Here is a 21,630-nt window from a genome sequence, read left to right on the forward strand (position 1 = left end):
CACCCTAACCGTTCAGGGCGGCGCCCAGGCGGTCCAGGTGCGCCGCGACCGGCCCGGCGGTGAGCATGCCGCTTCCGGCGCCTGCCAGCTCGTGCGCCGCCGGGGCGAGCGCCGTCCGGGCCCGCCGGATCGCGTCCCGGTCGCCGAGGGCCACCGCCGCGTGGCCGCTGAGCGTCCACAGTGCTTCCTGCAGCAGGTCGCGCGGGGGTGTCGGGGTCCGGCGCAGCGCGGCGGTCGCGTCGGCGCGGCGACCGGCGGCGAGCAGGGTCAGCGGGCGGGCCCAGGGCGCGTACGGGCCCCAGTCGGTGTCGTCGGGGAAGTCGGCGGGCCGGTCGTGCCACACCCGCAGGCAGAGCAGCGCCAGCGGGAGCAGGCCGCGTTCCACGCCGGGCATGCCGCAGCCGGCCAGTCGGGTCGCCGCCGTCCGGTAGGCGGCTTCCGCCTCCGGGTAAGGCGCGCCGCCCGCCGTCGTGCGCATGGCCCGGTACCAGGTGGTGAAGACACCGGTGAGTGGGGACTCGTGGCGCGCGGCCAGCCGGTCGGCGGCGTCGGCGTGGGTGTCGGCCGTGGCGAAGTCGGCGAGCGCGCCGCGCGCCTGCACCCGGATCAGGTGCCCGAGGATCTCGACCGGGGCGAGGCCGTGCCGGGCGGCAAGCGTGACAAGTTCCGCGCCGACCGCGTCCCGTTCGGCGGCCAGCCCGGCCCGGTGGAACGTCTGCATGAACACGCCGTTGAGCGCCTGGGCCAGCAGCGCCGGGTCGGCCAGCCGCCGGGCGATCGCCTCGGCCTGCCGGGCCGCCTGCGGTCCGCGCGTCGACGGCAGGCCGCGTGACTCGACCGCGACGGTGGCGAGCAGCCGGGCCCGGGTCGCCTCCGGCGCGTCCGGACCCAGGCCGGCAAGTGCCCGCTCCGCCGCGGCCACCACCCGGGCCGCCTGCTCCGGGTCGTCCGCGCGGGTCCAGATCGCGGGTACGTCGTACCCGCCGATCACCCGGGCGGTGAGGTCCGGGTCGCCGAGCTGCTCGGCCGCGTCGATGGCCGCGACCCGCTGGTCCCGGGCCGCCTCCAGGCCGCCCGGTCCGGTCACCGCGAGGCTGCGCAGCAGGCCGACGGTGGACTCCAGCCGGGCCCGCGAGCCGGGCACCACGCTGCGCTCGTACGCCGCCGCGGCGTCCGCCCACACCCGGGCCGGGCCGGTCGGCTCCGGGTCGGCCTGGCGTCTCAGGTCGGTCTCCAGCCGGCTTAGTCGCGGGCCGGGGTCCAGGCCGAGCTGGTCGCGCAGCAGCTCGCGGGCCCGGCGCAGCACGGCGAGCGCGTCGGCCTGCCGCCCGGCCCGGTAGAGCGCCAGCGCCAGCAGCCGCCAGCCGTCCTCCCGCCAGGGATGGTCCGCGACGTGGGCGTCCAGATCGGGTACGGCGTCGGCGGCCCGCCCGAGCGCCAGCAGCGCCTCGGCCCGCCGCTCCACCGCGGTCAGCCGCAGTTGGTCGAGCCGGTGGCGGTCGGCGCGCGCCCATGGCTTGTCGAAGTCGGCGTACGCGGGCCCGCGCCACAGGCCCAGCGCCGTGTCGAGCCGGTCGAGCGTCGACCGGGGGAGTTCGTCGGCGGCTGTGGTGACCGCGTCGGCGAACCGCCAGGCGTCGACGGTGTCCGGGGCGGCACGCAGCGCGTACCCCGGTCCGTCGGTGACCAGCAGCCGGGCCGGCTCGCGTGGCGGGCGGTGCGGTTCCAGCCGGCGGCGCAGCGCCGCCACGAACGTGCGGACCGCGCCGACCGCGCCCGGCGGCGGGTCGTCCCACAGGTCCTCGACGAGGTGGCCGACGGGCACCACCCGGCCCCGGGCCACGATCAGCCGGGCCAGCACCGCGCGGTGCCGGGAACCCTTCAGGTCGACGGGCGCGCCGGTGCCGTCCCAGGCCGTGACCGGCCCGAGCACACCGAAGCTGACAGGCACCGACCCCTCCATGACCGGAGTCACCGTACCGCGCTCATCGGTTGCTCATCCGACGCCGCGACGCTTGGCCGGTACGACGGAGAAGAGAGGCACCGAGATGAGCACCGGCATCACCGGATTCGACTACGAGCGCGTCACCGTCGCCGACGGCGTGACGCTGAACGTTGCGGTGGGCGGCGCGGGCCGCCCGGTCGTGCTGCTGCACGGCTTTCCGCAGACCCACCTGATGTGGCGGCACGTCGCCGCCGACCTGGCCGCCGACCACACGGTGATCTGCCCGGACCTGCGCGGGTACGGCGCCAGCGACAAGCCGACCGCGCGCACCGACCAGACGTACGCGAAGCGGACCATGGCCGCCGACGTGGTGGCCCTGGCCCGGGCGCTTGGTCACGAGCGGTTCGCGCTGGCCGGGCACGACCGGGGCGCCCTGGTCGCGGTCCGCGCCGGGCTCGACCACCCGGACGCGGTCACCCATCTGGCGTCGCTCGACGTGCTGCCCACCCTCGACATGTGGGACGTGCTGCACGGCGCGTCCGCGTCGGTGGCGTTCCACCTCTACCTGATGGCGCAGCCGCCCGGCCTGCCGGAGCGGATGATCGCGGCGAGCGCGGACGCCTTCTTCGGCCACTTCCTCGACGCCTGGAGCAGCGACCCGGCGGCCATCCCGGCGCAGGTGCGCGCCGAGTACCTGCGGGCCTCCCGGGAGGCGGTCGACTCGATCGTCGCCGACTACCGCGCCTCGGCCGGGATCGACGTGGCGCACGACCGGGCGGACCGGGACGCGGGCCGGCGGCTGGCCATGCCGGTCACGGTGATCCAGCAGGACTGGGGCGCGGCGCTCGGCTACGACGCGGCGGCGGTGTGGCGGGCCTGGGCGCCGGACCTGGACCACCGCACCACCACGGCGGGCCACTTTATGGCCGAGGAGGCGCCGGCCGAGATCAGCGGGGCGCTGCGGGAGCTGCTGACGCGGTAGCGCGGCCGGCGGGGGCGGCGGGACCGCCCCCGCCGGTGAGGACGACAAGCTCGCGGGTGGCCCGGGTCATCGCCACGTAGCGGTCCACCGCCCCGGAGACCCCGTCGCCGAACGCGTCCGGGTCGACAAGCACGACCAGGTCGAACTCCAACCCCTTGGCGAGCTGCGGGGTCAGCGACCGGACCCGGGCCGACGCCGGGAACGTGGGGTCGCCGATCACGCAGGCGATCCCCTCGGTGGTGGCGGCGAGCCACGCCGCCACCACCGCGTCCAGGTCCGCGCGGGCGCCGTGCCGCACCGGCACGTCGCCGGTACGGATGGACGTCGGCACGTTGGCGTCCGGCAGCACCGCCCGGATGACCGGTTCGGCCTCCGCCATCACCTGCGCCGGGGTGCGGTAGTTGACGGTGAGCGAGGCCAGTTCGATCCGGTCGAAACCGACCCGTTCCAGCCGTTCCCGCCACGACTCGGTGAACCCGTGCCGGGCCTGGGCCCGGTCGCCGACCACGGTGAAGCTGCGCGACGGGCAGCGCGCCAGCAGCATCTGCCACTCGGCGTCGGTCAGCTCCTGCGCCTCGTCCACCACCACGTGCGCGAACGGCCCGGCCAGCAGGTCGCGGTCGGCGACGGTGAGCACGCTTTCGTCGACCAGGCTGGTCCGCATGTCCGCCCCGACCAGCATGGTCATCAGACCCTCGCCGTCGTCGTAGGCGTGCGTCGCGAGCAGCGCGTCGACGACCGTGTCCATCCGTTCCCGCTGCGCGGCCAGGGCCGCGTCGTTGCGGCGCCGCCGCCGGGACGCCTCCGGGTCACCGACGCGCCGCCGCGCGGCGTCCAGCAGCGGCAGGTCGGCCACCGTCCAGGCCCGGGCGTCGGCCCGTCGCAGCGTACGGATCTCGTCCACGCTCAGGTCGGGGGCGCACCGGCGCAGGTAGGCCGGCACCGACCAGAGGTCCGCGACGACGTCGGTCGGGTCGAGCAGCGGCCACGCCCGGCCGAACGCGGCAACCAGCTCGCGGTTGCCCGCAAGCGACCGGCGGACCGCGTGCTCCGGCTCGTCGCCGTCGTACCGCTCCAGCAGGATCGTGACCAGTTCCTCCCACACGTCGTCGCGGGCCTCGTTGTGCGGTGCGCCGGGTCCGGCCGCCGCGAACGCCTCCGCCCAGTCGCCGGCGGTCAACCGCAGGTCCGCGTCCTCGACGACGACCGTCAACGACGTCGCGGGCGGCTCCTCGTAGAACCGCACCGCCGCCTCGACCGCGTCGACCAGACGCGCGGACGACTTCAGCCGGGCCACCTCCGGGTCCGTCTCGGCGCTCGCCGCCGCGCCCTCGGGCACCATGTCACGCAGCGTGCATATCTGCACGTCCTCCTCGCCGAGGCTGGGCAGCACGTCGGAGACGTAGCTCAGGTACGGCTGGTGCGGCCCGACGACGAGCACCCCGCCGCGGCGTTCGCCCAGCCGCGGGTCGGCGTGCAGCAGGTACGCGGTGCGGTGCAACGCGACGACGGTCTTGCCGGTGCCCGGCCCGCCGTCGACGACGAGCGCGCCCCGGGAGCCGGCCCGGATGATGGCGTCCTGATCGGCCTGGATGGTGCCGAGCACGTCGCGCATCCGCGCCGACCGGGTGCCGCCCAGGCTGGCGACGAACGCGGACTGGTCGTCGAGGGCGGCGTGCCCGGTGAGCCCGTCGGCGGTGAACACCTCGTCCCAGTAGTCGGTGATCCGGCCCAGGGTCCAGCGGTAGCGGCGGCGGCTGGCCAGCCCCATCGGGTCGGCGTGGGTGGCGCCGAAAAACGGTTCGGCGGCGGGGGAGCGCCAGTCCAGCAGCAGCCGGCCGCCCGCGCCGTCGGTGAGGCCCAGCCGCCCCACGTACACCGGTTCGGCACCGTCCGCGCCGACCATCCGGCCCAGGCACAGGTCCAGGCCGTACCGGCGCAGGGTACGCAGGCGCGCGGTAAGCCGGCGGATCTCCTGGTCCCGGTCGACCGCCTGCCGGCCCTTGCCGCCGGCCGCCCGGCGTTCGGTGTCGAGCCGGTCGGACAACTCCGCGATCGATCGTCGCAGGCTTTCCGCGATGGTCGCGAAATGCCGCTCGTCGTCGGCGATGAGGGCCGGATCGGCCTTCGCCGAGAGGCGGTCGGGAAGATCGAAGACGCTTGTGGTGGACGGGTTCACGGGCGTGGGCTCCGATCTGCGGGCACGCGAGGGCCTCCGCTCTTCGCGGCTTTCTCAGGTGCGGGGAATGGGCTTCGGCCGGCAATTCTGCGCCATCACCGGGGGCTTGCCGCAAGGCCGGGGGTGCGCTATATGTTGGTAGTGGCGGGAGGTTCCGCCATTCATTTTGCGCCAGTCCCGTCGGCCGCGTGCGGATTCCGTGGCCGGTAGGATGGCGACACCATGTCGACCGACCGCAGGCGCAAGGCCGACCCCGCCCGCAGCCTGGCCCTTCTCTGGCGGACGCGGGAGCCGACCAGCCGCGGCGCCGGGCCCGGCCTCAGCGTCGAGCGGATCGTGCGGACGGCCGTCGAGATCGCCGACGCCGAGGGCATCGACGCGCTCACCATGCGCCGGGTCAGCGAGGCGCTCGGCGTCGGCACCATGTCCGTCTACACCTACGTGCCGGGCAAGGCCGAACTGCTCGACGTCATGGTCGACGCCGTCCTCGGCGACCTGCCCCGCCCGTCCGACGTGCCGGGCGGCTGGCGTGGCCGGCTGGAACGCATCGCCCGGGACAATCTGGCGCTCTACCGCGCCCACCCGTGGCTGCTGCGCGCCGAGACCACCCGGCCGGTCCTCGGCCCCAACGTGCTCGCCAAGTACGACCACGAGCTGCGTGCGGTCGCCGGCATCGGGCTCGACGACGTGGAGATGGACGCCGTGCTGACCCTCGTGCTCGGGCACGCCAAGAGCGCGGCCCGGGCCGCCGTCGACGTGGTCGAGCTGGAGCGCGAGACCGGGATGACCGACGACCAGTGGTGGCAGACGCACGCGCCCTGGTTGGAGAAGTTCATGACGGCCGGCAACTTCCCGCTCGCCGCCCGGATCGGCACGGCCGCGGGCATGGCGCACGGCGCGGCGTACGGGCCGGACCACGCGTTCGAGTTCGGTCTCCAGCGGGTGCTCGACGGCATCTCGGTGGTGGTCGCCGAACGGTCGGCGGGCGGCTGACGGCCCACTATGGTGGTCGCATGATCACCTGCGTGGTGCACTACACCATCGACCCGGCGCAGATCGAGGCGTTCGAACGGTTCGCCCGCGCCTGGATGCGGCTGGTGCAGCGGCACGGCGGGGTGCACCACGGTTACTTCCTGCCCGCCGAGGGCGCCAGCGACCGGGCCGAGGCGCTGTTCAGCTTCGACAGCCTGGCGGCGTACGAGCGGTACCGGACCCGCTTCGGCGTCGACCCGGACTTCGTCGCCGCCGACCGGATCCGCGACGAGTCGGGCTGCGTCCTGCGCTACGAGCGCACCTTCATGCGTCCGCTCCTGCCGACCGACTGACCTCGCCGGCATCGGGCCGGGCGGCCGTGCCGTCCGCGGCGGCGGCGTAGCGCCGGGCCAGGTGGGCGAAGGCGGCCCGCAGCTCCGGCGGCCCGACCACCTCGATGTCGGCGTCGTAGCGGCCGAGCACGGCCGCCAGCCCCGGCCAGGACCAGGCGCCCAGCACCAGCCGGCAACGGTCCGGCCCGAGTTCCTCGACCAGGCCGTCGCGGGTCCAGGTGGAGACCGTCCGGGCGGGCAGGTCGAGGATCACCTCGCCCCGGCACGGCCAGTCGCCGGGGCCGCCGGCGCCGCGGAACCGCCCGGCGACGAACGCGGCCACGTCCCCGCCGGGCAGCTCGCGCGGGGTGAACCGGGGGCCGGTGGGGGTACGCGGACGGAGCCGGTCGACGCGGAAGGTGCGCCAGTCGTCGCGGTCCAGGTCCCAGGCGACCAGATACCAGCGCCCGCCCCAGGTGACCAGGTGGTGCGGCTGCACCCGGCGGGGGAGCGGCGCGCCGCCGGTCGGGTCGGCCGTCGACGCGGGCGGATAGTCGAAGCGCAGCACCTCCCGGGCGTGCACGGCGGCGCTGAGCGTCATCAGCAGGGCCGGCTCGACCCGGGGCTTCGCCGCCGCGCCGGCCCGTTCCACGGCGACGACCCGCAGGGCGTCGACGCGGTGGCGCAGCCGCGCCGGCATCACCTGCCGGACCGTGGTCAGCGCCCGCGCGGCGGCCTCCTCGATGCCGGTGACAGTGGTCGCGGCGGTCTGCAGCGCCACGGTGAGCGCGACGGCCTGCTCGTCGTCGAAGAGCAGCGGCGGCAGGGCCGAGCCGGCGCCCAGCCGGTAGCCCCCGTCCGGTCCCTTGGCGCTGGCGATCGGATAGCCCAGCTCGCGCAGCCGGTCGACGTCGCGGCGCACGGTGCGCGGGCTGACCCCGAGCCGTTCGGCAAGCACCGCGCCCGGCCAGTCGCGGCGGGCCTGGAGCAGGGACAGCAGGGAGAGCAGCCGGGCGGAGGTCGTCGACATGTTCCGCATTCTGCCGGCAGTAGCGGACACAACCTGTCCGCTACGCCTGCGAGGGTGGACCCGTACCCGATCAGAACCGGAAGGAACCGATGACCATGACCGTCCCGACCACGACCCCCACCGCGCTCGACGCCGAGCGGGCCGACCTGCTCCGCGCGCTCGCCGCCGCCCGCGCCGCGCTCACCGCCACGGTGCGCGACCTCACCGACGCGCAGGCCGGCGAGCGTCCCACCGTCAGCGCGCTCTGCCTGGGTGGCGTGCTCAAGCACGTCGCGTCCGGCGAGGAGGACTGGCTGCGGTTCGTGACCGAGGGGCCGGCGGTGATGACCTTCGACCTGCCCGCGGGCGTGACCTGGGCGGACTTCATGGCCGGGACGGCGCGCGAGCTGCCGCGGTGGGCGATCGACCGGGAGCGGACGTTCCAGATGCTGCCCGAGGACACGCTGCCGGCCATCCTCGACCGGTACGCCCGGGTGGCCGCCCGCACCGAGGAGATCATCGCGGCCGTCGACGACCTGTCCGCGACGCAGCCGGTGCCGGACGTGCCCTGGCAGGAGCCCGGCACGGTGCTGAGCGTGCGCGAGGTGCTGATGCACGTCATCGCCGAGACCCGCCAGCACACCGGCCACGCGGAGATCCTGCGCGAGACGCTCGACCGGCAGAGCGCCGGCTGAACCCGGCGGGGGCCGGTCAGGCGCCGGCCGGCCCCACCGCGCGGCCCATCCGGGTCACCGCCTCGGTCAGCACGGCGGGCGAGGTGGCGAAGTTGAGGCGCACGAAGCCGGCGCCGCCGGCGCCGAAGACGTGCCCGGAGCTGAGCGCCACCCGGGCGTCGTCGAGGAACATCCGCGCCGGGCCGGCCAGGTCGCTCGCCACCCCCGGCCCGTCACCCGGCGACTCGGTGGGCACGCCGAGTCGGGTGCAGTCCAGCCAGGCGAGGAACGTGCCCTCGGGCCGGTGCCAGGTGACCTCGGGCAGGTGCTCGGCAAGCAGCGACCCGAGCAGCGCGCGGTTCGCGTCGAGGCCGTCGAGCAGCAGGTCCAGCCAGGGCCCGCCGGCGCCGAACGCGGCGGTGTGCGCGAGCACCCCGAGGTGGCTGGGGCCGTGGCTGACCTCCTCCGGCATCCGGGCCAGATCGGCGGCAGCCGCCGGCCCGGCGACCGCCAGCGCCGCCTTGAGCCCGGCGAGGTTCCACGCCTTCGACGCCGAGAGCAGGGCGAACGCGTCCTCCGCGCCGGGAACCATGAGGTACGGGGTGAACCGCGCGCCGGCAAGCGCCAGTGGCGCGTGGATCTCGTCGGAGAGCACCCGCACGCCGTGCCGCGCGGCCAGCTCGGCGACGGCCGCCAGCTCGTCGGCGCGATGCACCACCCCGGTCGGGTTGTGCGGGTTGCAGAGCAGGAACGCCGGCCGGTCGCCGAGGTCCCGCGCCCGGCGGAACGACTCATCCAGCGCGGTGAGGTCCAGCCGCAGGTCCGGCCCGAGTGGAGCCTCGAGCACCCGCCGGTCGGCGTGCGTGACGAACGCGTAGAACGGCGGATAGACGGGCGGACAGACCACCACCGCGTCGCCCCGCCCGGTGACCAACCGCAGCACCTCGACCACGCCCGTCATCACGTCCGCCACAATCGTGCTGCGTCCGACCGGGAAGTCGGCCCAGCCCCAGCGCTGCGCGGCGAACCCGGCGAGCGCCTCCGCGTACGCCGTCCCGTACGCGTAGCCGGTGTCGCCCAGGTCGACCGCGCGGCGCAGCGCGGCGGCCACCGGCGGGGCCAACGGCACGTCCTGCTCCGCCACCCACAGCGGCAGCACGTCCGGCGGGTGCAGCCGCCACTTGACGCTTGTGCGCTGCCGGAGCTGGTCGAGCGTGAGCCGGGTCAGCGGATTGCGATCGTCGGCGGAAACACGCATGCCGTCCACCCTAGGCTTCCCTACCATTTGCCCGATGGCCCACCCGACGTACCCGCTGCGCACCCCGCGGCTGCTGCTGCGCCCCGTCACCCTGGACGACCTCGACGACGTGCACGCCTGGCAGCGCCGCCCCGACGTGGTCCGCTGGATGCGCGGCGCGGAGCCGCGTACCCGCGCGCAGTCCCTCGCGTCGGTGACCGCGATGGCCGGCGAGGACGCGCTGCGCGCGGAGGGTGACTGCCTGACGCTTGCCGCGGTCTCCGCGGGTCGGGTGGTCGGGGCGGTGGAGCTGGTCTGGGGCGGCGCGGCCGACCGCACCGGCGAGCTCGGCTGGGTCTTCCACCCCGACCACGGCGGCCGTGGGCTGGCCACCGAGGCGGCCGGGGCGCTGCTGGACTGGGGTTTCGGTGCGTTCGGGCTGCACCGGGTGGTGGCCCGGTGCCACGCCGACAACGAGCCGTCCGCCCGCCTGGCCACCCGGCTCGGCATGCGGCGGGAGGCCCGGCACGTGCGCAGCTACCGGTTCCGGGGCGGGTGGGCCGACCAACTCGTCTTCGCGGTTCTCGCCGACGAGTGGCGGTCGCGCGCGAGCTGAGCCGGGGTCAGTCGGCGACGACCGGGTCGCCGACCCGGATCTCGCCTGTGGTCACCGGGATCAGCCACACGCCGAACCAGACCTTGCCGTCCTGCCGGCGGTGCCGCGCCAGCGTGCGGATCGGCTCCTTGCCGCGGGTGAACGTCACCGAGTCGATCAGCGTCAGCTCGCAGCGGTCGCAGCGATCGGCGACCCGGAAGTCGACCGTGCCGATCCGCAGCCGCGTCCAGCCGTCCTCGGCGAACGGCTCGACCGGCCCGTCGAGCACCACCGTGGGGCGGAACCGTGCCATCGGCAGCGGATCGGGCGCCGGCTCGCCCCGCTCCAGCGCGCCCTCGACGATCCAGTCGCGCAGCCGGCGCAGCGACGGCAGCGTGGCGACCAGCAGCGGGCCGGCGTCGGAGAGGTTCAGCGGGTCACCCGGTCGGCCGCCGTGCGCGGTCGAGACGGGCCGGCGACGCGGGTCGTCCAGCCAGCCGAGCCGCACCTGACGGTCCAGCCGGTCGGAGAGCCAGTCGTGCGCCTCGCCGGCCGCGAGCCGCACCGTGTCCAGCCGGGACAGGGAGGTGGCGGCCGGCGGCCCCTGCACCGGCTCGGCGACGGTGAGCGACGCGCCGCCGGAGTCGGTGAGCGTGACCGACCCGGGTCCGGGCACGGCGGTCAGGCCGAGCATCCGGGGCGCGGCACGGGCGGTGAGCACACCGCCGTCGGGTTGCAGGAGCATCCAGCGCCGGTCGTGGCGCAGCCCCCACGGCTCGACCGTGGCCCGGTCCACGTCGACACCGGCCAGGGACTTCACCGGGTGGATGTGCGTCGAGACGAGCCGCATGCCTCAGCCGACCTTCGGGGTGGCCCGGTCGATGATGGCGGCGAGGTCGACCCCGCCGGGCAGCGTCCCGTACGCCTGGCCGTGGTCGCCGTCCAACCGGGAGGCGCAGAACGCGTCCGCGACCGCGGGGTGGCCGTGGCGCACCAGCAGCGAGCCCTGGAGCACGAGCGCCAGCCGCTCGACCACCCGGCGGGCCCGCAACTCCAGGTCGGTGTGGTCGGACAACTCGTCGCGCACCCGGCGGACCGCGGCGTCCAGGCGCGCGTCCGCGCCGGCCGAGGCCGCCACCTCCGCCTCGTACGCGGCAAGCACCTGCGGCTCACGGGTGAGCGCGCGCAGCACGTCAAGCGCGGCGACGTTGCCGGAGCCCTCCCAGATCGAGTTCAGCGGCGACTCGCGGAACAGCCGTGGCATGCCGGACTCCTCGACGTACCCGTTGCCGCCCAGGCACTCCAGCGCCTCGGCGGTATGCCCAGGCCACCGTTTGCACACCCAGTACTTGCCGACCGCGAGCGCCAGGCGCTTGAACGCGGTCTCACCGGCGTCACCGCGGGCCGACCGGTCCGTCGCGCCGGCCAGCCGCGTCATCAGCACGGTGGCGGCCTCGGACTCCACCGCCAGGTCGGCCAGGACGTTGCGCATCAGCGGCTGGTCGGCCAGGTAACGGCCGAACGCCCGACGGTGCGTGGCGTGGTGCGCGGCAGTGGTGACGCCCTGGCGCATCCCGGCCGCCGCGCCGATCACACAGTCCAGCCGGGTCAGGTTGACCATGTCGATGATGGTGCGCACGCCCCGGCCCTCGTCGCCGACCGGCCACGCCACCGCGTGCTCGTACTCGATCTCGGCGGAGGCGTTGGAGCGGTTGCCGAGCTTGTCCTTCAGCCGCATCAGCCGCATCGCGTTGCGACTGCCGTCGGGCAGCACGCGGGGGACCAGGAAGCAGGTGAGCCCGTCCGGCGCTTGGGCGAGGGTGAGGAACAGGTCGCACATCGGCGCCGAGGTGAACCACTTGTGCCCGACCAGCCGGTAGCTGCCGTCCGGCTGGGGTCGGGCGGTGGTGGTGTTGGCCCGTACGTCCGAGCCGCCCTGTTTTTCGGTCATCGACATGCCGGCGAGCAGGCCGCGCTTGCGAAGCGGCGGGCGCAACCCGAAGTCGTACTCGGTGGCGGTGAGCAGCGGCTCGTAGCGTGCCGCCAGTTCGGGGCTGTGCCGCAGCGCCGGGATCGCCGCGTAGGTCATCGAGATCGGGCAGCCGTGCCCGGCGTCGGGCCGCCACACGTAGAAGCCGGCGGCCCGGGCCACGTGCGCGCCCGGCCGGTCGTCGGCCCACGGCGCCGCGTGCAGGCCGTGCCCGACCGCGGTGCGCATCAGCTCGTGCCAGGACGGGTGGAACTCCACCTCGTCGACGCGGTGGCCGTACCGGTCGTGGGTGCGCAGCGCCGGCGGGTGCTCGTTGGCCAGCCGGCCGTGCTCGGCGGCCGGCTCGCCGCCGGCCAGCCGGCCGAGGTCGTGCAGCCCGGCGGCGGCCCACCCGGCGCCCTCCCGGGCCAGCCCGTCGAGCAGCGCCGGGTCGTCGGCGGTGTCGTATCCGACAAGCGGGGGGACCTGGTTGACGACCTCGTGTGTGGTCACGGTGACACTCCCAGCGCGCACGGTGGCGGAAGGTGGATTGAACCACCGTTCAATCCCGGCCGGCAACCGCGCGTGGACCAGTCAGTTTGACTGGATTCGTTTGACATCATCCCGCCCGGCGAGAAGACTCGCCGAAACTTTCTTTTGTTCGGGAAGCGGCAGGGGGGCCAATGTCCAGGAACAAGATCGGCGTGATCGGCGCCGTGCTCACCCTCGCGGTCGGCGTTCTGTCCGGATGCACCGGCGGTGAGAGCGTCGACGTCGGCGACGGCGGGGGGAACGCCGGCGGCGCCGGGGGTGTCCTCAACGCCGCGATCGGCGGCGAGCCGGACCAGCTCGACCCGCACAAGACCTCGGCGTACTACAGCTTCCAGGTCCTGGAGAACGTCTACGACACCCTTGTCGAGCCGGACGCCGACCTGAAGATGGTGCCCGCGCTCGCTACCAAGTGGACCACGAGCGAGGACCAGCTCACCTGGACGTTCACCCTGCGCGACGGCGTCACGTTCTCCGACGGCTCGCCGCTGACCTCGGAGGACGTCGTCTACTCCTACGAGCGGATCATCAAGCAGAAGCTGAACAACGCCTACAAGTTCGACACCGTCAAGTCGGTGACCGGGCCCGACCCGGCGACCGTCGTGGTGACGCTGAGCGCGCCCACGCCGAACCTGCTGGCCAACCTCGGCGGGTTCAAGGGCGTGGCGATCGTCGAGAAGGACAACGTCGAGTCTGGCAAGGTGAAGACCGCGCCGGTCGGCAGCGGCCCGTTCAAGGTGGCCGGCTACACCTCCGGCGACAGCATCAAGCTGGTCCGCAACGACGCCTACTGGGGTGACAAGCCGAAGCTGGACGGGGTCACCTTCACCTTCGTCAAGGACCCCACGGTGGCGCTGCAGAACCTGCGCAGCGGCCAGGTCCAGTGGACCGACAACCTGCCGCCGCAGCAGGTGAAGTCGTTGCAGGACGATGACGACCCGGTGGTCGAGTCGGCCCCTTCCACCGACTACTGGTACGTGGCGCTCAACGAGGCCCGCAAGCCGTACGACAACCCCGAGGTCCGGCGCGCGATCGGCTACGCCCTGGACCGCGAGGCGATCACCAAGGCGGCCAAGTTCGGCCTCGCCACCGTCAACCAGACCGCCATCCCGAAGAACAGCGCGTTCTTCTACGACTACGCGCCCTACTCGCACGACCCGGGCAAGGCGAAGCAGATGCTCGGCCAGGCCGGCGTCACCAACCTCACCATGGACCTGATGGTCACGAGCGAATACCCGGAGACGGTCACCGCCGCCCAGGTCATCGCCGCGCAGCTCAAGGACGTCGGGATCACCGTGAAGATCCGTACGCTGGACTTCGCCCAGTGGCTCGACGAGCAGGCCAAGAGCAACTTCGACGGGTTCATGCTTGGTTGGCTGGGCAACGTCGACCCGGACGAGTTCTACTACGCCCAGCACCACACCGGCGGCGCGTTCAACTTCCACAAGTACACCAACCCGGCCGTGGACAAGCTGCTGGACCAGGCCCGCACCGAGACCGACCAGAACGCCCGCAAGCAGGCGTACGACCAGGCGGCGAAGCAGATCGTCGACGACGCCAGCTACCTCTACCTCTACAACCCGGACGTGGTGCAGGGGTGGTCGAAGAAGGTCTCCGGCTACGACGTCCGCAGCGACCGGGCGATCCGGTTCCGCACGGTCGCCCTCGGCAAGTGAGATGACCCGTTTCGTCCTACGGCGGGTCCTGCAGTCCGCGGTCGTGCTGCTCGGGGTGACCCTTGTGGTCTTCCTGCTGCTGCAGCTGGTGCCGGGCGACCCCGTCCGGGTGGCGCTCGGCACCCGCTTCGACCCGCAGACGTACGAGGCGCTGCGCTCCCGCGCCGGGCTGGACCAGCCGCTGCCGGTCCAGTACGCCAGCTATCTCGGCCACGCGCTCACAGGTGACCTCGGGGTCAGCTTCCGCACCGGCCAGCCGGTCAGCCGGATCGTGCTGGAACGGCTGCCGGCGACGTTGTCGCTCGCCGTCACCGCGGTGGTGTTCGCCCTGCTCGTCGCGTTCCCGCTGGGCATCGTGGCGGCGGTGCGCAGCGGCTCGGCGGTCGACCACGCCGCCCGCGTGTTCAGCCAGTTCGGCGTCTCGGTGCCCGACTTCTGGATGGGCATCATGGGGATCATCCTCTTCGCCGGTGTGCTGGGTTGGCTGCCGCCGTCGGGTTACGTGGCGCTCACCGAGGATCCCGGCCGGTGGGCCTCGCACGTGGCCCTGCCGGCGGTCACCGTCGGTCTGGTCACCGCGTCGATCCTCACCCGGTTCATCCGCTCCTCCGTGCTGGAGGTGCTCTCCGCCGACTACGTGCGCACCGCCGAGGCGAAGGGGCTGCGCAACCGGGTGGTGATCCTGCGGCACGTGCTGCGCAACGCGCTGATCCCGGTCGTCACAGTGGTCGCGGTGCAACTCGCAAGCCTGCTCGGCGGCGTGATCGTCATCGAGGTGCTGTTCGCCTGGCCCGGCATCGGCCGGCTCACCTTCGACGCCGTGCAGGCCCGCGACTACCCGGTCCTGCAGGGCGCCGTGCTGCTCGTCGCCGCGCTGTTCCTGCTCGTCAACCTGTTGGTGGACATCCTCTACGCCCGCCTCGACCCGAGGATCACGGTCAAGTGAGCGACGCATCGGAGAGCACCGGACGCCGGGTCCTCGACGCGCTGCGCCGCGACCCGCTCGCCGTCGGCGGCACGGTCGTCCTGCTGCTGCTTGTCGTGGTGGGCGTCGCCGGCCCGTGGCTGGCCCCGGCCGGCGTCAACGACGTGGACGTGGACCAGATGCTGCGACCACCGAGCGGCTCGCACCTGTTCGGCACCGACGAGTTGGGCCGGGACGTGCTCAGCCGGGTGCTTGTCGCGGCCCGCGTCTCGCTCGAGGTCGGCGTGGTGAGCGTCGGCATCGCGCTCGTGGCCGGCGTGACGCTCGGGCTGTTCGCCGGCTACTACCGGGGCTGGCTGGACAGCGTGCTGATGCGCTGCATGGACGTGCTGTTCGCGTTCCCGGTGCTGCTGCTCGCGGTGGCCATCGTGGCGGTGCTCGGCCCCGGCCTGCTCACCGCCATGGTCGCCATCGGGGTGGTCTACACGCCGATCTTCGCCCGGATCACCCGCGCGGGCGTCCTCTCCGTACGCGAGCAGGTCTTCGTCCGGGCGGCCGTCTCCATCGGCGCGTCGGACCTGCGCATCATGCGCCGGCACGTGCTGCCGAACATCGCCGCGCCGCTGATCGTGCAGACCTCGCTGTCGCTGGCGTTCGCGATCCTCTCCGAGGCGGCGCTGTCCTTCCTCGGCCTCGGCATCCAACCGCCGGCCCCGGCGTGGGGGCGGATGCTCTTCGACGGGCGTGGCTTCGTCACCGACGCCTGGTGGCTCGGAGTGTTCCCGGGCGCGGCGATCTTCCTGACCGTGCTCGCGTTCAACCTGGTCGGCGACGCGCTGCGGGACGTGCTCGACCCGCGTCAGCTCACCGTCAGCGAGGCCCGGAGGAGTGGCCCATGAGCGAGGAGGCCGTGTTCTCGGTCGAGGACCTCACCGTCACCGTCGGCACCCGGCGCGGGCCGGCCCGCGCCGTGGCCGGGGTGTCCTGGCAGGTCCGTGCCGGGGAGACGTTCGCGCTTGTCGGCGAGTCCGGCAGCGGCAAGAGCATGACGCTGCTCGCGGCCACCGGCCTGGCGCCGCGCGCCGCGACGGTCACCGGGCGGGTGCGGCTGCTCGACACCGAGCTGAGCGCGCTGCCCGACGACCGCCGTCGCAAGCTGCGCGGCCGGCACGTGGGGTTCGTGTTCCAGGACCCGATGACGTCACTCAACCCGGTGCTGCCGGTGGGCCGGCAGGTCACCGAGGCGGCCGAGGAGCACCTGGGGCTGACCCGCCGTGCCGCCCGCGCCCGGGCGGTGGAACTGCTCGACCTGGTGGGCATCCCGTCGGCCGCGCAGCGGGTCGACGCCTTCCCGCACCAGTTCTCCGGCGGCATGCGCCAGCGCGTCGTCATCGCCATGGCGCTCGCCTGCGAGCCGGACCTGCTGATCGCCGACGAGCCGACCACCGCGCTCGACGTGACCACCCAGGCCCAGATCGTCGAGCTGGTCGCCGACCTGCAACGGCGGCTCGGCACCGCGGTCGTCTGGGTCACCCACGACCTGGGCGTGGTCGCCGGCATCGCGGACACGGTCGCGGTGATGTACGGCGGGCGGATCGTCGAGCAGGGTCCGGTCGACGACGTGTTCGACACGCCGAGCCACCCGTACACCCGGGCCCTGCTCGCGGCCCGGCCGAATCCGGAACGGCGGGGCGAGGACCTGGTGGCCATCCCGGGCGCCCCGCCGAGCCCGCTCGACCTGCCACCCGGCTGCGCGTTCTGGCCGCGCTGCCCGGTGCGCGCCGACCCCCGGTGCGAGCACGAGCTGCCCCCGCTGACGCCGGTCCGCGCCGGGCACACCGTCCGCACCTTCTACCCGGGAGAGACGCCATGACAGCGGCGGACGTGGTCGCCGAACTGGACGACCTGGCGGTGCACTTCCCGACCCGGGCCGGCCTGGTCCGCGCCGTGGACGGCGTCACCCTTGCAGTACGCCGGGGCGAGACGCTCGGCCTCGTGGGCGAGTCGGGCAGCGGCAAGTCCACGGCCGGCCTGGCGTTGATGCGACTTGTCGACCCGACCGCCGGGCGGGTCCGGGTGGCCGGCGCGGACGTGACCGGCCTGTCCCGGCGTCGCCTGCGCGGCATGCGCCGGCACGTGGCGATGGTCTTCCAGGACCCGCAGGCGTCGCTTGACCCGCGTCGCACGGTCGGGGACAGCATCGCCGAGCCGCTTACCGTGCACCGGCTGGCGTCGTCCGCCGCCGCCCGCCGGGACCGGGTGGCCGAGCTGCTGGACCTGGTCGGCCTGCGCGCCGACACCGCCGGCCGGCACCCGCACGAGCTGTCCGGCGGCCAGCGCCAGCGGGTCGGGGTGGCCCGCGCGCTTGCCGGCGAGCCGGACCTGATCGTCCTGGACGAGCCGATCGCCTCGCTGGACCTGAGCGTGCAGGCGCAGATCATGAACCTGCTCCGGCACCTGCAACGCGACCTCGGGCTCACCTACCTGTTCATCGCGCACGACCTGTCCGCCGTGGAGCACATGAGCGACCGGATCGCGGTGATGTATCTCGGTCGGATCGTCGAGACCGGCCCGCCGGAGCGCATCTACCGGCGGCCGGCCCACCCGTACACGGCCGCGCTGCTGTCGGCGGTGCCGGTGGCCGATCCGCGGGTCGAGCGGAAACGCCGCCGCACCGTGCTCTCCGGTGACATTCCCAGCCCGGTGGACCCGCCAAGCGGCTGCCGCTTCCGTACCCGCTGCCCGCAGGCCCGCCCGGAGTGTGCCGGGACCGACCCGGCGCTGGCCGAGGTCGGCGCCGACCACCACGCGGCCTGCCTGTTCCCGCTCGACGGCGCGGTCGCCGATCCCGCGTAGGATCCACGCCGATGACGTTCACCACCCGGCCGACGCTGCGCGGCACGTTCGGCATGGTCTCCTCGACGCACTGGCTGGCCAGCCAGTCCGCCATGGGTGTGCTGGAGCGGGGCGGGAACGCCTTCGACGCCGCGGTCGCCGCCGGGTTCGTGCTGCACGTGGTCGAGCCGCACCTCAACGGCCCCGGCGGCGAGGTCCCCGCCGTGCTGGCCACGGCCGGCGATCCCACCCCGCGGGTGCTCTGCGGCCAGGGTCCGGCGCCGGCCGGCGCCACCGTCGCGCACTTCCGCTCGCTCGGTCTGGACCTGGTGCCCGGCTCCGGCCCGCTGGCCGCGGTGGTGCCCGGCGCGGTGGACGCCTGGCTGCTGTTGCTGCGCGACCACGGCACCCGTTCCCTCGACGAGGTGCTGGAACCGGCGATCGGCTACGCCGCCGCCGGCCACCCGCTCGTCGGCGCCGCCGGGCAGACCGTGGCCCGGGTCCGGACGCTGTTCACCGAGGACTGGCCGACCTCCGCGCATCTCTGGCTGCGCCACGGCCGGCCGCCGGCGCCGGGGGAGATGGTCACCAACCCGGCGTACGCGGAGACGCTGCGCCGGCTCGTCGACGCCGGCCGGGCGGCCGGGGCGGACCGGACCGCGCAGATCGAGGCGGCCCGGCGCGCCTGGCGGGAGGGTTTCGTCGCCGAGGCGGTCGACAGCTTCAGCCGTCTCCCGTTCCGCGACTCCAGCGGCCGGCCGCACGCCGGGCTGGTCACCGGCGACGACCTGGCCGGCTGGTCGGCCACCTGGGAGGAACCGGTCACGCTCGACTGGCGTGGGCACACGGTGGCGAAGACCGGTTTCTGGGGTCAGGGTCCGGTGCTGCTGCAGACGTTGGCGACGCTCGACGCGCTCGACGACCCCGCCGCGCTCGACCCGTCCACCCTGGACGGGATGCACGCCCAGGCCGAGGCGCTCAAGCTCGCCTTCGCCGACCGGGAGGCGTGGTACGGCGACACCGACGTGCCGGGCGGGGCGCTGCTGTCGGCGGCGTACGCGCGGGAGCGGGCCGCGCTCGTTCGTGACCGTGCCTCGACCGCGTTGCGCCCGGGCAGCCCGGCGGGCGTGTCGCCGCGACTGCCGGCGCACCTGCGCGCCGACGCCGCCCGGCGGGGCGGCCCGCAGGATCCGACCACGGGCGAGCCCACGGTCCGGGCCGACGGGGTGACCCGCGGCGACACCTGCCACGTCGACGTGGTCGACCGGTGGGGCAACATCATCTCGGCCACGCCGAGCGGCGGGTGGTTGCAGAGTTCGCCGGTCATCCCGGAGCTGGGCTTCCCCCTGGGTAGCCGGTTGCAGATGTGCTGGCTGGAGGAGGGGCTCGCCTCGACGTTGCGGCCGGGCCGGCGCCCGCGTACGACGTTGAGCCCGACGCTTGTGCTGCGCGACGGCGAGCCGGTGCTGGCCTGCGGCACGCCCGGCGGTGACCAGCAGGACCAGTGGCAGTTGCTGTTCCTGCTGCGTCACCTGGTCGGCGGCGTGGAGTTGCAGGAGGCGATCGACGCCCCAGCGTGGCACACCACGAGCCTGCCGGCGTCGTTCTACCCGCGCGAGGTCGAGCCGGGCGTGCTTGTGGTGGAGGACCGCGTCGATCCCGCGGTGCTGGCCGGCCTGGGCGCGCGGGGGCACACCGTCCGCCTCGCGGACCCGTGGAGCCTGGGCCGCCTGTGCGCGGTCACCCGGGACCCGCGCACAGGCGTCCTGTCGGCCGCCGCCAACCCGCGGGGCGCCCAGGGCTACGCCACCGGCCGCTGACCCACCCCACCCCACCCCACCCCGCCCCGCCCCGCCCCGCCCCGCGCCCCGCCCCGCCCCACCCCGCCCCGCCCCGTCGATCTTGGACTTGTGGTGCCATGGTTTGCGGCGTGCGCCACCTTTGTGAGGTGCCACAACTCCAAGATCGACAAAATTCGGGGCGCGTGGAGGCGCGGGACCGGCGCACCGCCCGAGACGTGGTGGCTCGGGCGCCGAGCCGGGAACTCGGCGGCCGGGCGATCACCGTGAACCTGGTGAATCCCGGGCCTACGGACACCGACTCGAACCCGGCGGACGGTCCGAACGCGGGCACGATCAACGGTTTCACCGCCCTCGGCCGCTATGCGGAGCCGGCGGAGGTTGCCGCCGCGGTGGCGTTCCCCGCCGGCCCCGACAGGCGTTACGTCACCGGCGCCACGATCAACGTCGACGGCGGCGTCGCCATCTGACCATCGGGTCGCCGCGCGCGGGGCCCGGCCCGGTCGGACCGGGACGGACCCCGCGCGCGGCGCTCAGCCGTCGATCCGGGTGATGTTGCGGATCTTGTTGGCGGCGTCAAGCGCCGCCACCTTGTACGCCTCGGCGAGCGTCGGATAGTTGAACACCGCGTCGAGCAGGTAGTCGACGGTGCCGCCGCAGCCCATCACGGCCTGGCCGATGTGGACGATCTCGGTGGCGCCGGTGCCGAACACGTGCACGCCGAGCAGCCGCCCGTCGCCCGGGGAGACGAGCAGCTTGAGCATGCCGTACGAGTCGCCGACGATCTGCCCCCGGGCGAGTTCCCGGTAGCGGGCGATGCCCACCTCGAACGGGGTGGATGCCTCGGTCAGCTCGTCCTCGGTCTTCCCGACGAAGCTGATCTCCGGGATGGTGTAGATGCCGATCGGTTGCAGCTCCGACATGGTGCGGGCGGGTTCGCCGCAGGCGTGCTGCGCGGCCAGCCGGCCCTGCTCCATCGAGGTGGACGCGAGCGCCGGGAAGCCGATGACGTCGCCGACGGCGTAGATGTTGTCGACAGCGGTGCGGTAGTTGGCGTCGACCTGGATCCGGCCACGGTGGTCGGCGGTGAGGCCGGCCGCGTCGAGCGCGAGGTCGTCGGTCTGCCCCTGCCGGCCGGCGGAGTACATCACCGTGTCGGCGACGATCTTCTTGCCGCTGCGCAGCACGCAGAGCGCGGCGGTGCGGTGCTTCTCCACCGCGGCCACCTCCTCGCCGAAACGGAAGGTCACCGACAGGTCCCGCAGGTGGTACTTGAGGGACTCGACGATCTCGTCGTCGCAGAAGTCGAGCATCCCGTCGCGGCGCTCGACCACGGTCACCTTCGTGCCGAGCGCGGCGAACATCGACGCGTACTCCATCCCGATCACGCCGGCCCCGACCACCACCATGCTGCGCGGCACGGCCTGGAGGTTGATCACGCCGTCGGAGTCGACGATGGTCCGGTCGTCGAAGTCGACGCTGTCCGGGCGGGCCGGCCGGGTGCCGGCGGCGATGACCGCCTTGTCGAAGGTGATCCGCTCCTCCCGGCCGGAGCCGGCGTCGACCCAGACCGCGTGCGGGTCGGCGAACCGGCCGGTGCCGGTGATCATCGCGATCCGGTTGCGGGCCAGTTGGTTGCGGATGACGTCGGTCTGCCGGGTGATCACGTGCTGGGTGCGGGCGGCCAGGTCGGCGACCGTGATGTCCTCCTTGACCCGGTAGCTGCTGCCGTAGAGGTCACGCTGACTCAGCCCGGTCAGGTAGAGGACGGCCTCGCGCAGCGTCTTGGACGGCACGGTGCCGGTGTTGATGCACACCCCGCCGAGCATGTCGCGCCGGTCGACGATTGCCACCCGCCGCCCCAGTTTGGCCGCGGCGATGGCCGCCTTCTGTCCACTCGGTCCTGATCCCAGCACCAGTAGGTCGTAGTCGTACACGAGAGTCAGCCTCGC

19 protein-coding genes are annotated in these 21,630 nt (G+C 74.1%); 12 read left to right on the top strand and 7 right to left on the bottom strand.

Annotated elements, in window-relative coordinates:
* Positions 1-4: 4 nt before the first annotated feature.
* Positions 5-1,951 (bottom strand): BTAD domain-containing putative transcriptional regulator, encoded by a 1,947-nt coding sequence (locus SM450_RS08450; protein WP_474619128.1) that lies wholly within the window; start codon positions 1,949-1,951, stop codon positions 5-7.
* Positions 1,952-2,048: 97 nt separating this feature from the next.
* Here SM450_RS08450 and SM450_RS08455 point away from each other — a divergent pair, with 97 nt between their 5' ends.
* Positions 2,049-2,927, top strand: a complete 879-nt coding sequence (locus tag SM450_RS08455; protein WP_474619129.1) for an alpha/beta fold hydrolase — start codon at positions 2,049-2,051, stop codon at positions 2,925-2,927.
* Here the strand turns inward: SM450_RS08455 and helR are convergent.
* The gene (gene helR, locus SM450_RS08460; RefSeq protein ID WP_474619130.1) at positions 2,893-5,106 is read right to left on the bottom strand and encodes an RNA polymerase recycling motor ATPase HelR; all 2,214 of its coding nucleotides are present in this window, start codon (positions 5,104-5,106) and stop codon (positions 2,893-2,895) included. The two genes, SM450_RS08455 and helR, sit on opposite strands and share 35 nt — an antisense overlap.
* A gap of 222 nt (positions 5,107-5,328) precedes the next feature.
* Between helR and SM450_RS08465 the strand changes: the two genes are divergently transcribed.
* Entirely contained in the window at positions 5,329-6,099 is a 771-nt protein-coding gene (locus SM450_RS08465) for a TetR/AcrR family transcriptional regulator (protein ID WP_474619131.1), read from the top strand.
* Between the two features lie 20 nt (positions 6,100-6,119).
* Positions 6,120-6,431, top strand: coding sequence for an NIPSNAP family protein (locus tag SM450_RS08470; protein ID WP_474619132.1), 312 nt, complete (start codon positions 6,120-6,122; stop codon positions 6,429-6,431).
* Here the strand turns inward: SM450_RS08470 and SM450_RS08475 are convergent.
* Complete coding sequence (locus tag SM450_RS08475; RefSeq protein ID WP_474619133.1) at positions 6,403-7,440, bottom strand: helix-turn-helix transcriptional regulator; 1,038 nt, start codon at positions 7,438-7,440, stop codon at positions 6,403-6,405. The two genes, SM450_RS08470 and SM450_RS08475, sit on opposite strands and share 29 nt — an antisense overlap.
* A gap of 89 nt (positions 7,441-7,529) precedes the next feature.
* Between SM450_RS08475 and SM450_RS08480 the strand changes: the two genes are divergently transcribed.
* The gene (locus SM450_RS08480; protein ID WP_474619134.1) at positions 7,530-8,114 is read left to right on the top strand and encodes a DinB family protein; all 585 of its coding nucleotides are present in this window, start codon (positions 7,530-7,532) and stop codon (positions 8,112-8,114) included.
* 16 nt (positions 8,115-8,130) lie between these two features.
* Here SM450_RS08480 and SM450_RS08485 read toward each other — a convergent pair whose 3' ends face one another.
* Positions 8,131-9,351, bottom strand: a complete 1,221-nt coding sequence (locus tag SM450_RS08485; RefSeq protein ID WP_474619135.1) for a MalY/PatB family protein — start codon at positions 9,349-9,351, stop codon at positions 8,131-8,133.
* A 34-nt stretch (positions 9,352-9,385) separates the two neighbouring features.
* Here SM450_RS08485 and SM450_RS08490 point away from each other — a divergent pair, with 34 nt between their 5' ends.
* Positions 9,386-9,946: a GNAT family N-acetyltransferase gene (locus SM450_RS08490; RefSeq protein ID WP_474619136.1), complete on the top strand. Its 561-nt coding sequence runs from the start codon at positions 9,386-9,388 to the stop codon at positions 9,944-9,946.
* A 7-nt stretch (positions 9,947-9,953) separates the two neighbouring features.
* On the opposite strand, the gene SM450_RS08495 is transcribed toward SM450_RS08490, so the two are convergent.
* Positions 9,954-10,775: an MOSC domain-containing protein gene (locus tag SM450_RS08495; protein WP_474619137.1), complete on the bottom strand. Its 822-nt coding sequence runs from the start codon at positions 10,773-10,775 to the stop codon at positions 9,954-9,956.
* Between the two features lie 3 nt (positions 10,776-10,778).
* Positions 10,779-12,407 carry an acyl-CoA dehydrogenase family protein gene (locus SM450_RS08500; RefSeq protein WP_474619138.1) on the bottom strand — a complete coding sequence of 543 codons (1,629 nt, stop codon included), beginning with the start codon at positions 12,405-12,407 and terminating at the stop codon, positions 10,779-10,781.
* 170 nt (positions 12,408-12,577) lie between these two features.
* On the opposite strand from SM450_RS08500, the gene SM450_RS08505 reads away from it, so the two are divergent.
* The 7 genes from SM450_RS08505 (at position 12,578) to SM450_RS08535 (ending at position 20,148) form a co-directional block, all read left to right on the top strand.
* The gene (locus SM450_RS08505; RefSeq protein WP_474619139.1) at positions 12,578-14,119 is read left to right on the top strand and encodes an ABC transporter substrate-binding protein; all 1,542 of its coding nucleotides are present in this window, start codon (positions 12,578-12,580) and stop codon (positions 14,117-14,119) included.
* A 1-nt stretch (position 14,120) separates the two neighbouring features.
* Positions 14,121-15,065 (top strand): ABC transporter permease, encoded by a 945-nt coding sequence (locus SM450_RS08510; protein ID WP_474619140.1) that lies wholly within the window; start codon positions 14,121-14,123, stop codon positions 15,063-15,065.
* Positions 15,062-15,943, top strand: coding sequence for an ABC transporter permease (locus tag SM450_RS08515; RefSeq protein WP_474619141.1), 882 nt, complete (start codon positions 15,062-15,064; stop codon positions 15,941-15,943). The genes SM450_RS08510 and SM450_RS08515 overlap by 4 nt, the downstream gene beginning before the upstream one ends.
* Positions 15,940-16,917, top strand: coding sequence for an ABC transporter ATP-binding protein (locus SM450_RS08520; RefSeq protein ID WP_474619142.1), 978 nt, complete (start codon positions 15,940-15,942; stop codon positions 16,915-16,917). Before SM450_RS08515 ends, SM450_RS08520 begins: the two co-directional genes overlap by 4 nt.
* The gene (locus SM450_RS08525) at positions 16,914-17,900 is read left to right on the top strand and encodes an ABC transporter ATP-binding protein (protein WP_474619143.1); all 987 of its coding nucleotides are present in this window, start codon (positions 16,914-16,916) and stop codon (positions 17,898-17,900) included. The genes SM450_RS08520 and SM450_RS08525 overlap by 4 nt, the downstream gene beginning before the upstream one ends.
* Positions 17,901-17,911: 11 nt before the next feature.
* A complete protein-coding gene (locus SM450_RS08530) occupies positions 17,912-19,699 on the top strand; it encodes a gamma-glutamyltransferase family protein (RefSeq protein ID WP_474619144.1) in 1,788 nt (595 codons plus the stop codon).
* Positions 19,700-19,863: 164 nt separating this feature from the next.
* Complete coding sequence (locus SM450_RS08535; RefSeq protein WP_474619145.1) at positions 19,864-20,148, top strand: SDR family oxidoreductase; 285 nt, start codon at positions 19,864-19,866, stop codon at positions 20,146-20,148.
* 63 nt (positions 20,149-20,211) lie between these two features.
* On the opposite strand, the gene sthA is transcribed toward SM450_RS08535, so the two are convergent.
* Entirely contained in the window at positions 20,212-21,615 is a 1,404-nt protein-coding gene (gene sthA, locus SM450_RS08540) for a Si-specific NAD(P)(+) transhydrogenase (RefSeq protein ID WP_474619146.1), read from the bottom strand.
* Between the last annotated feature and the right edge of the window lie 15 nt (positions 21,616-21,630).

This window comes from Micromonospora marincola, assembly GCF_056150385.1.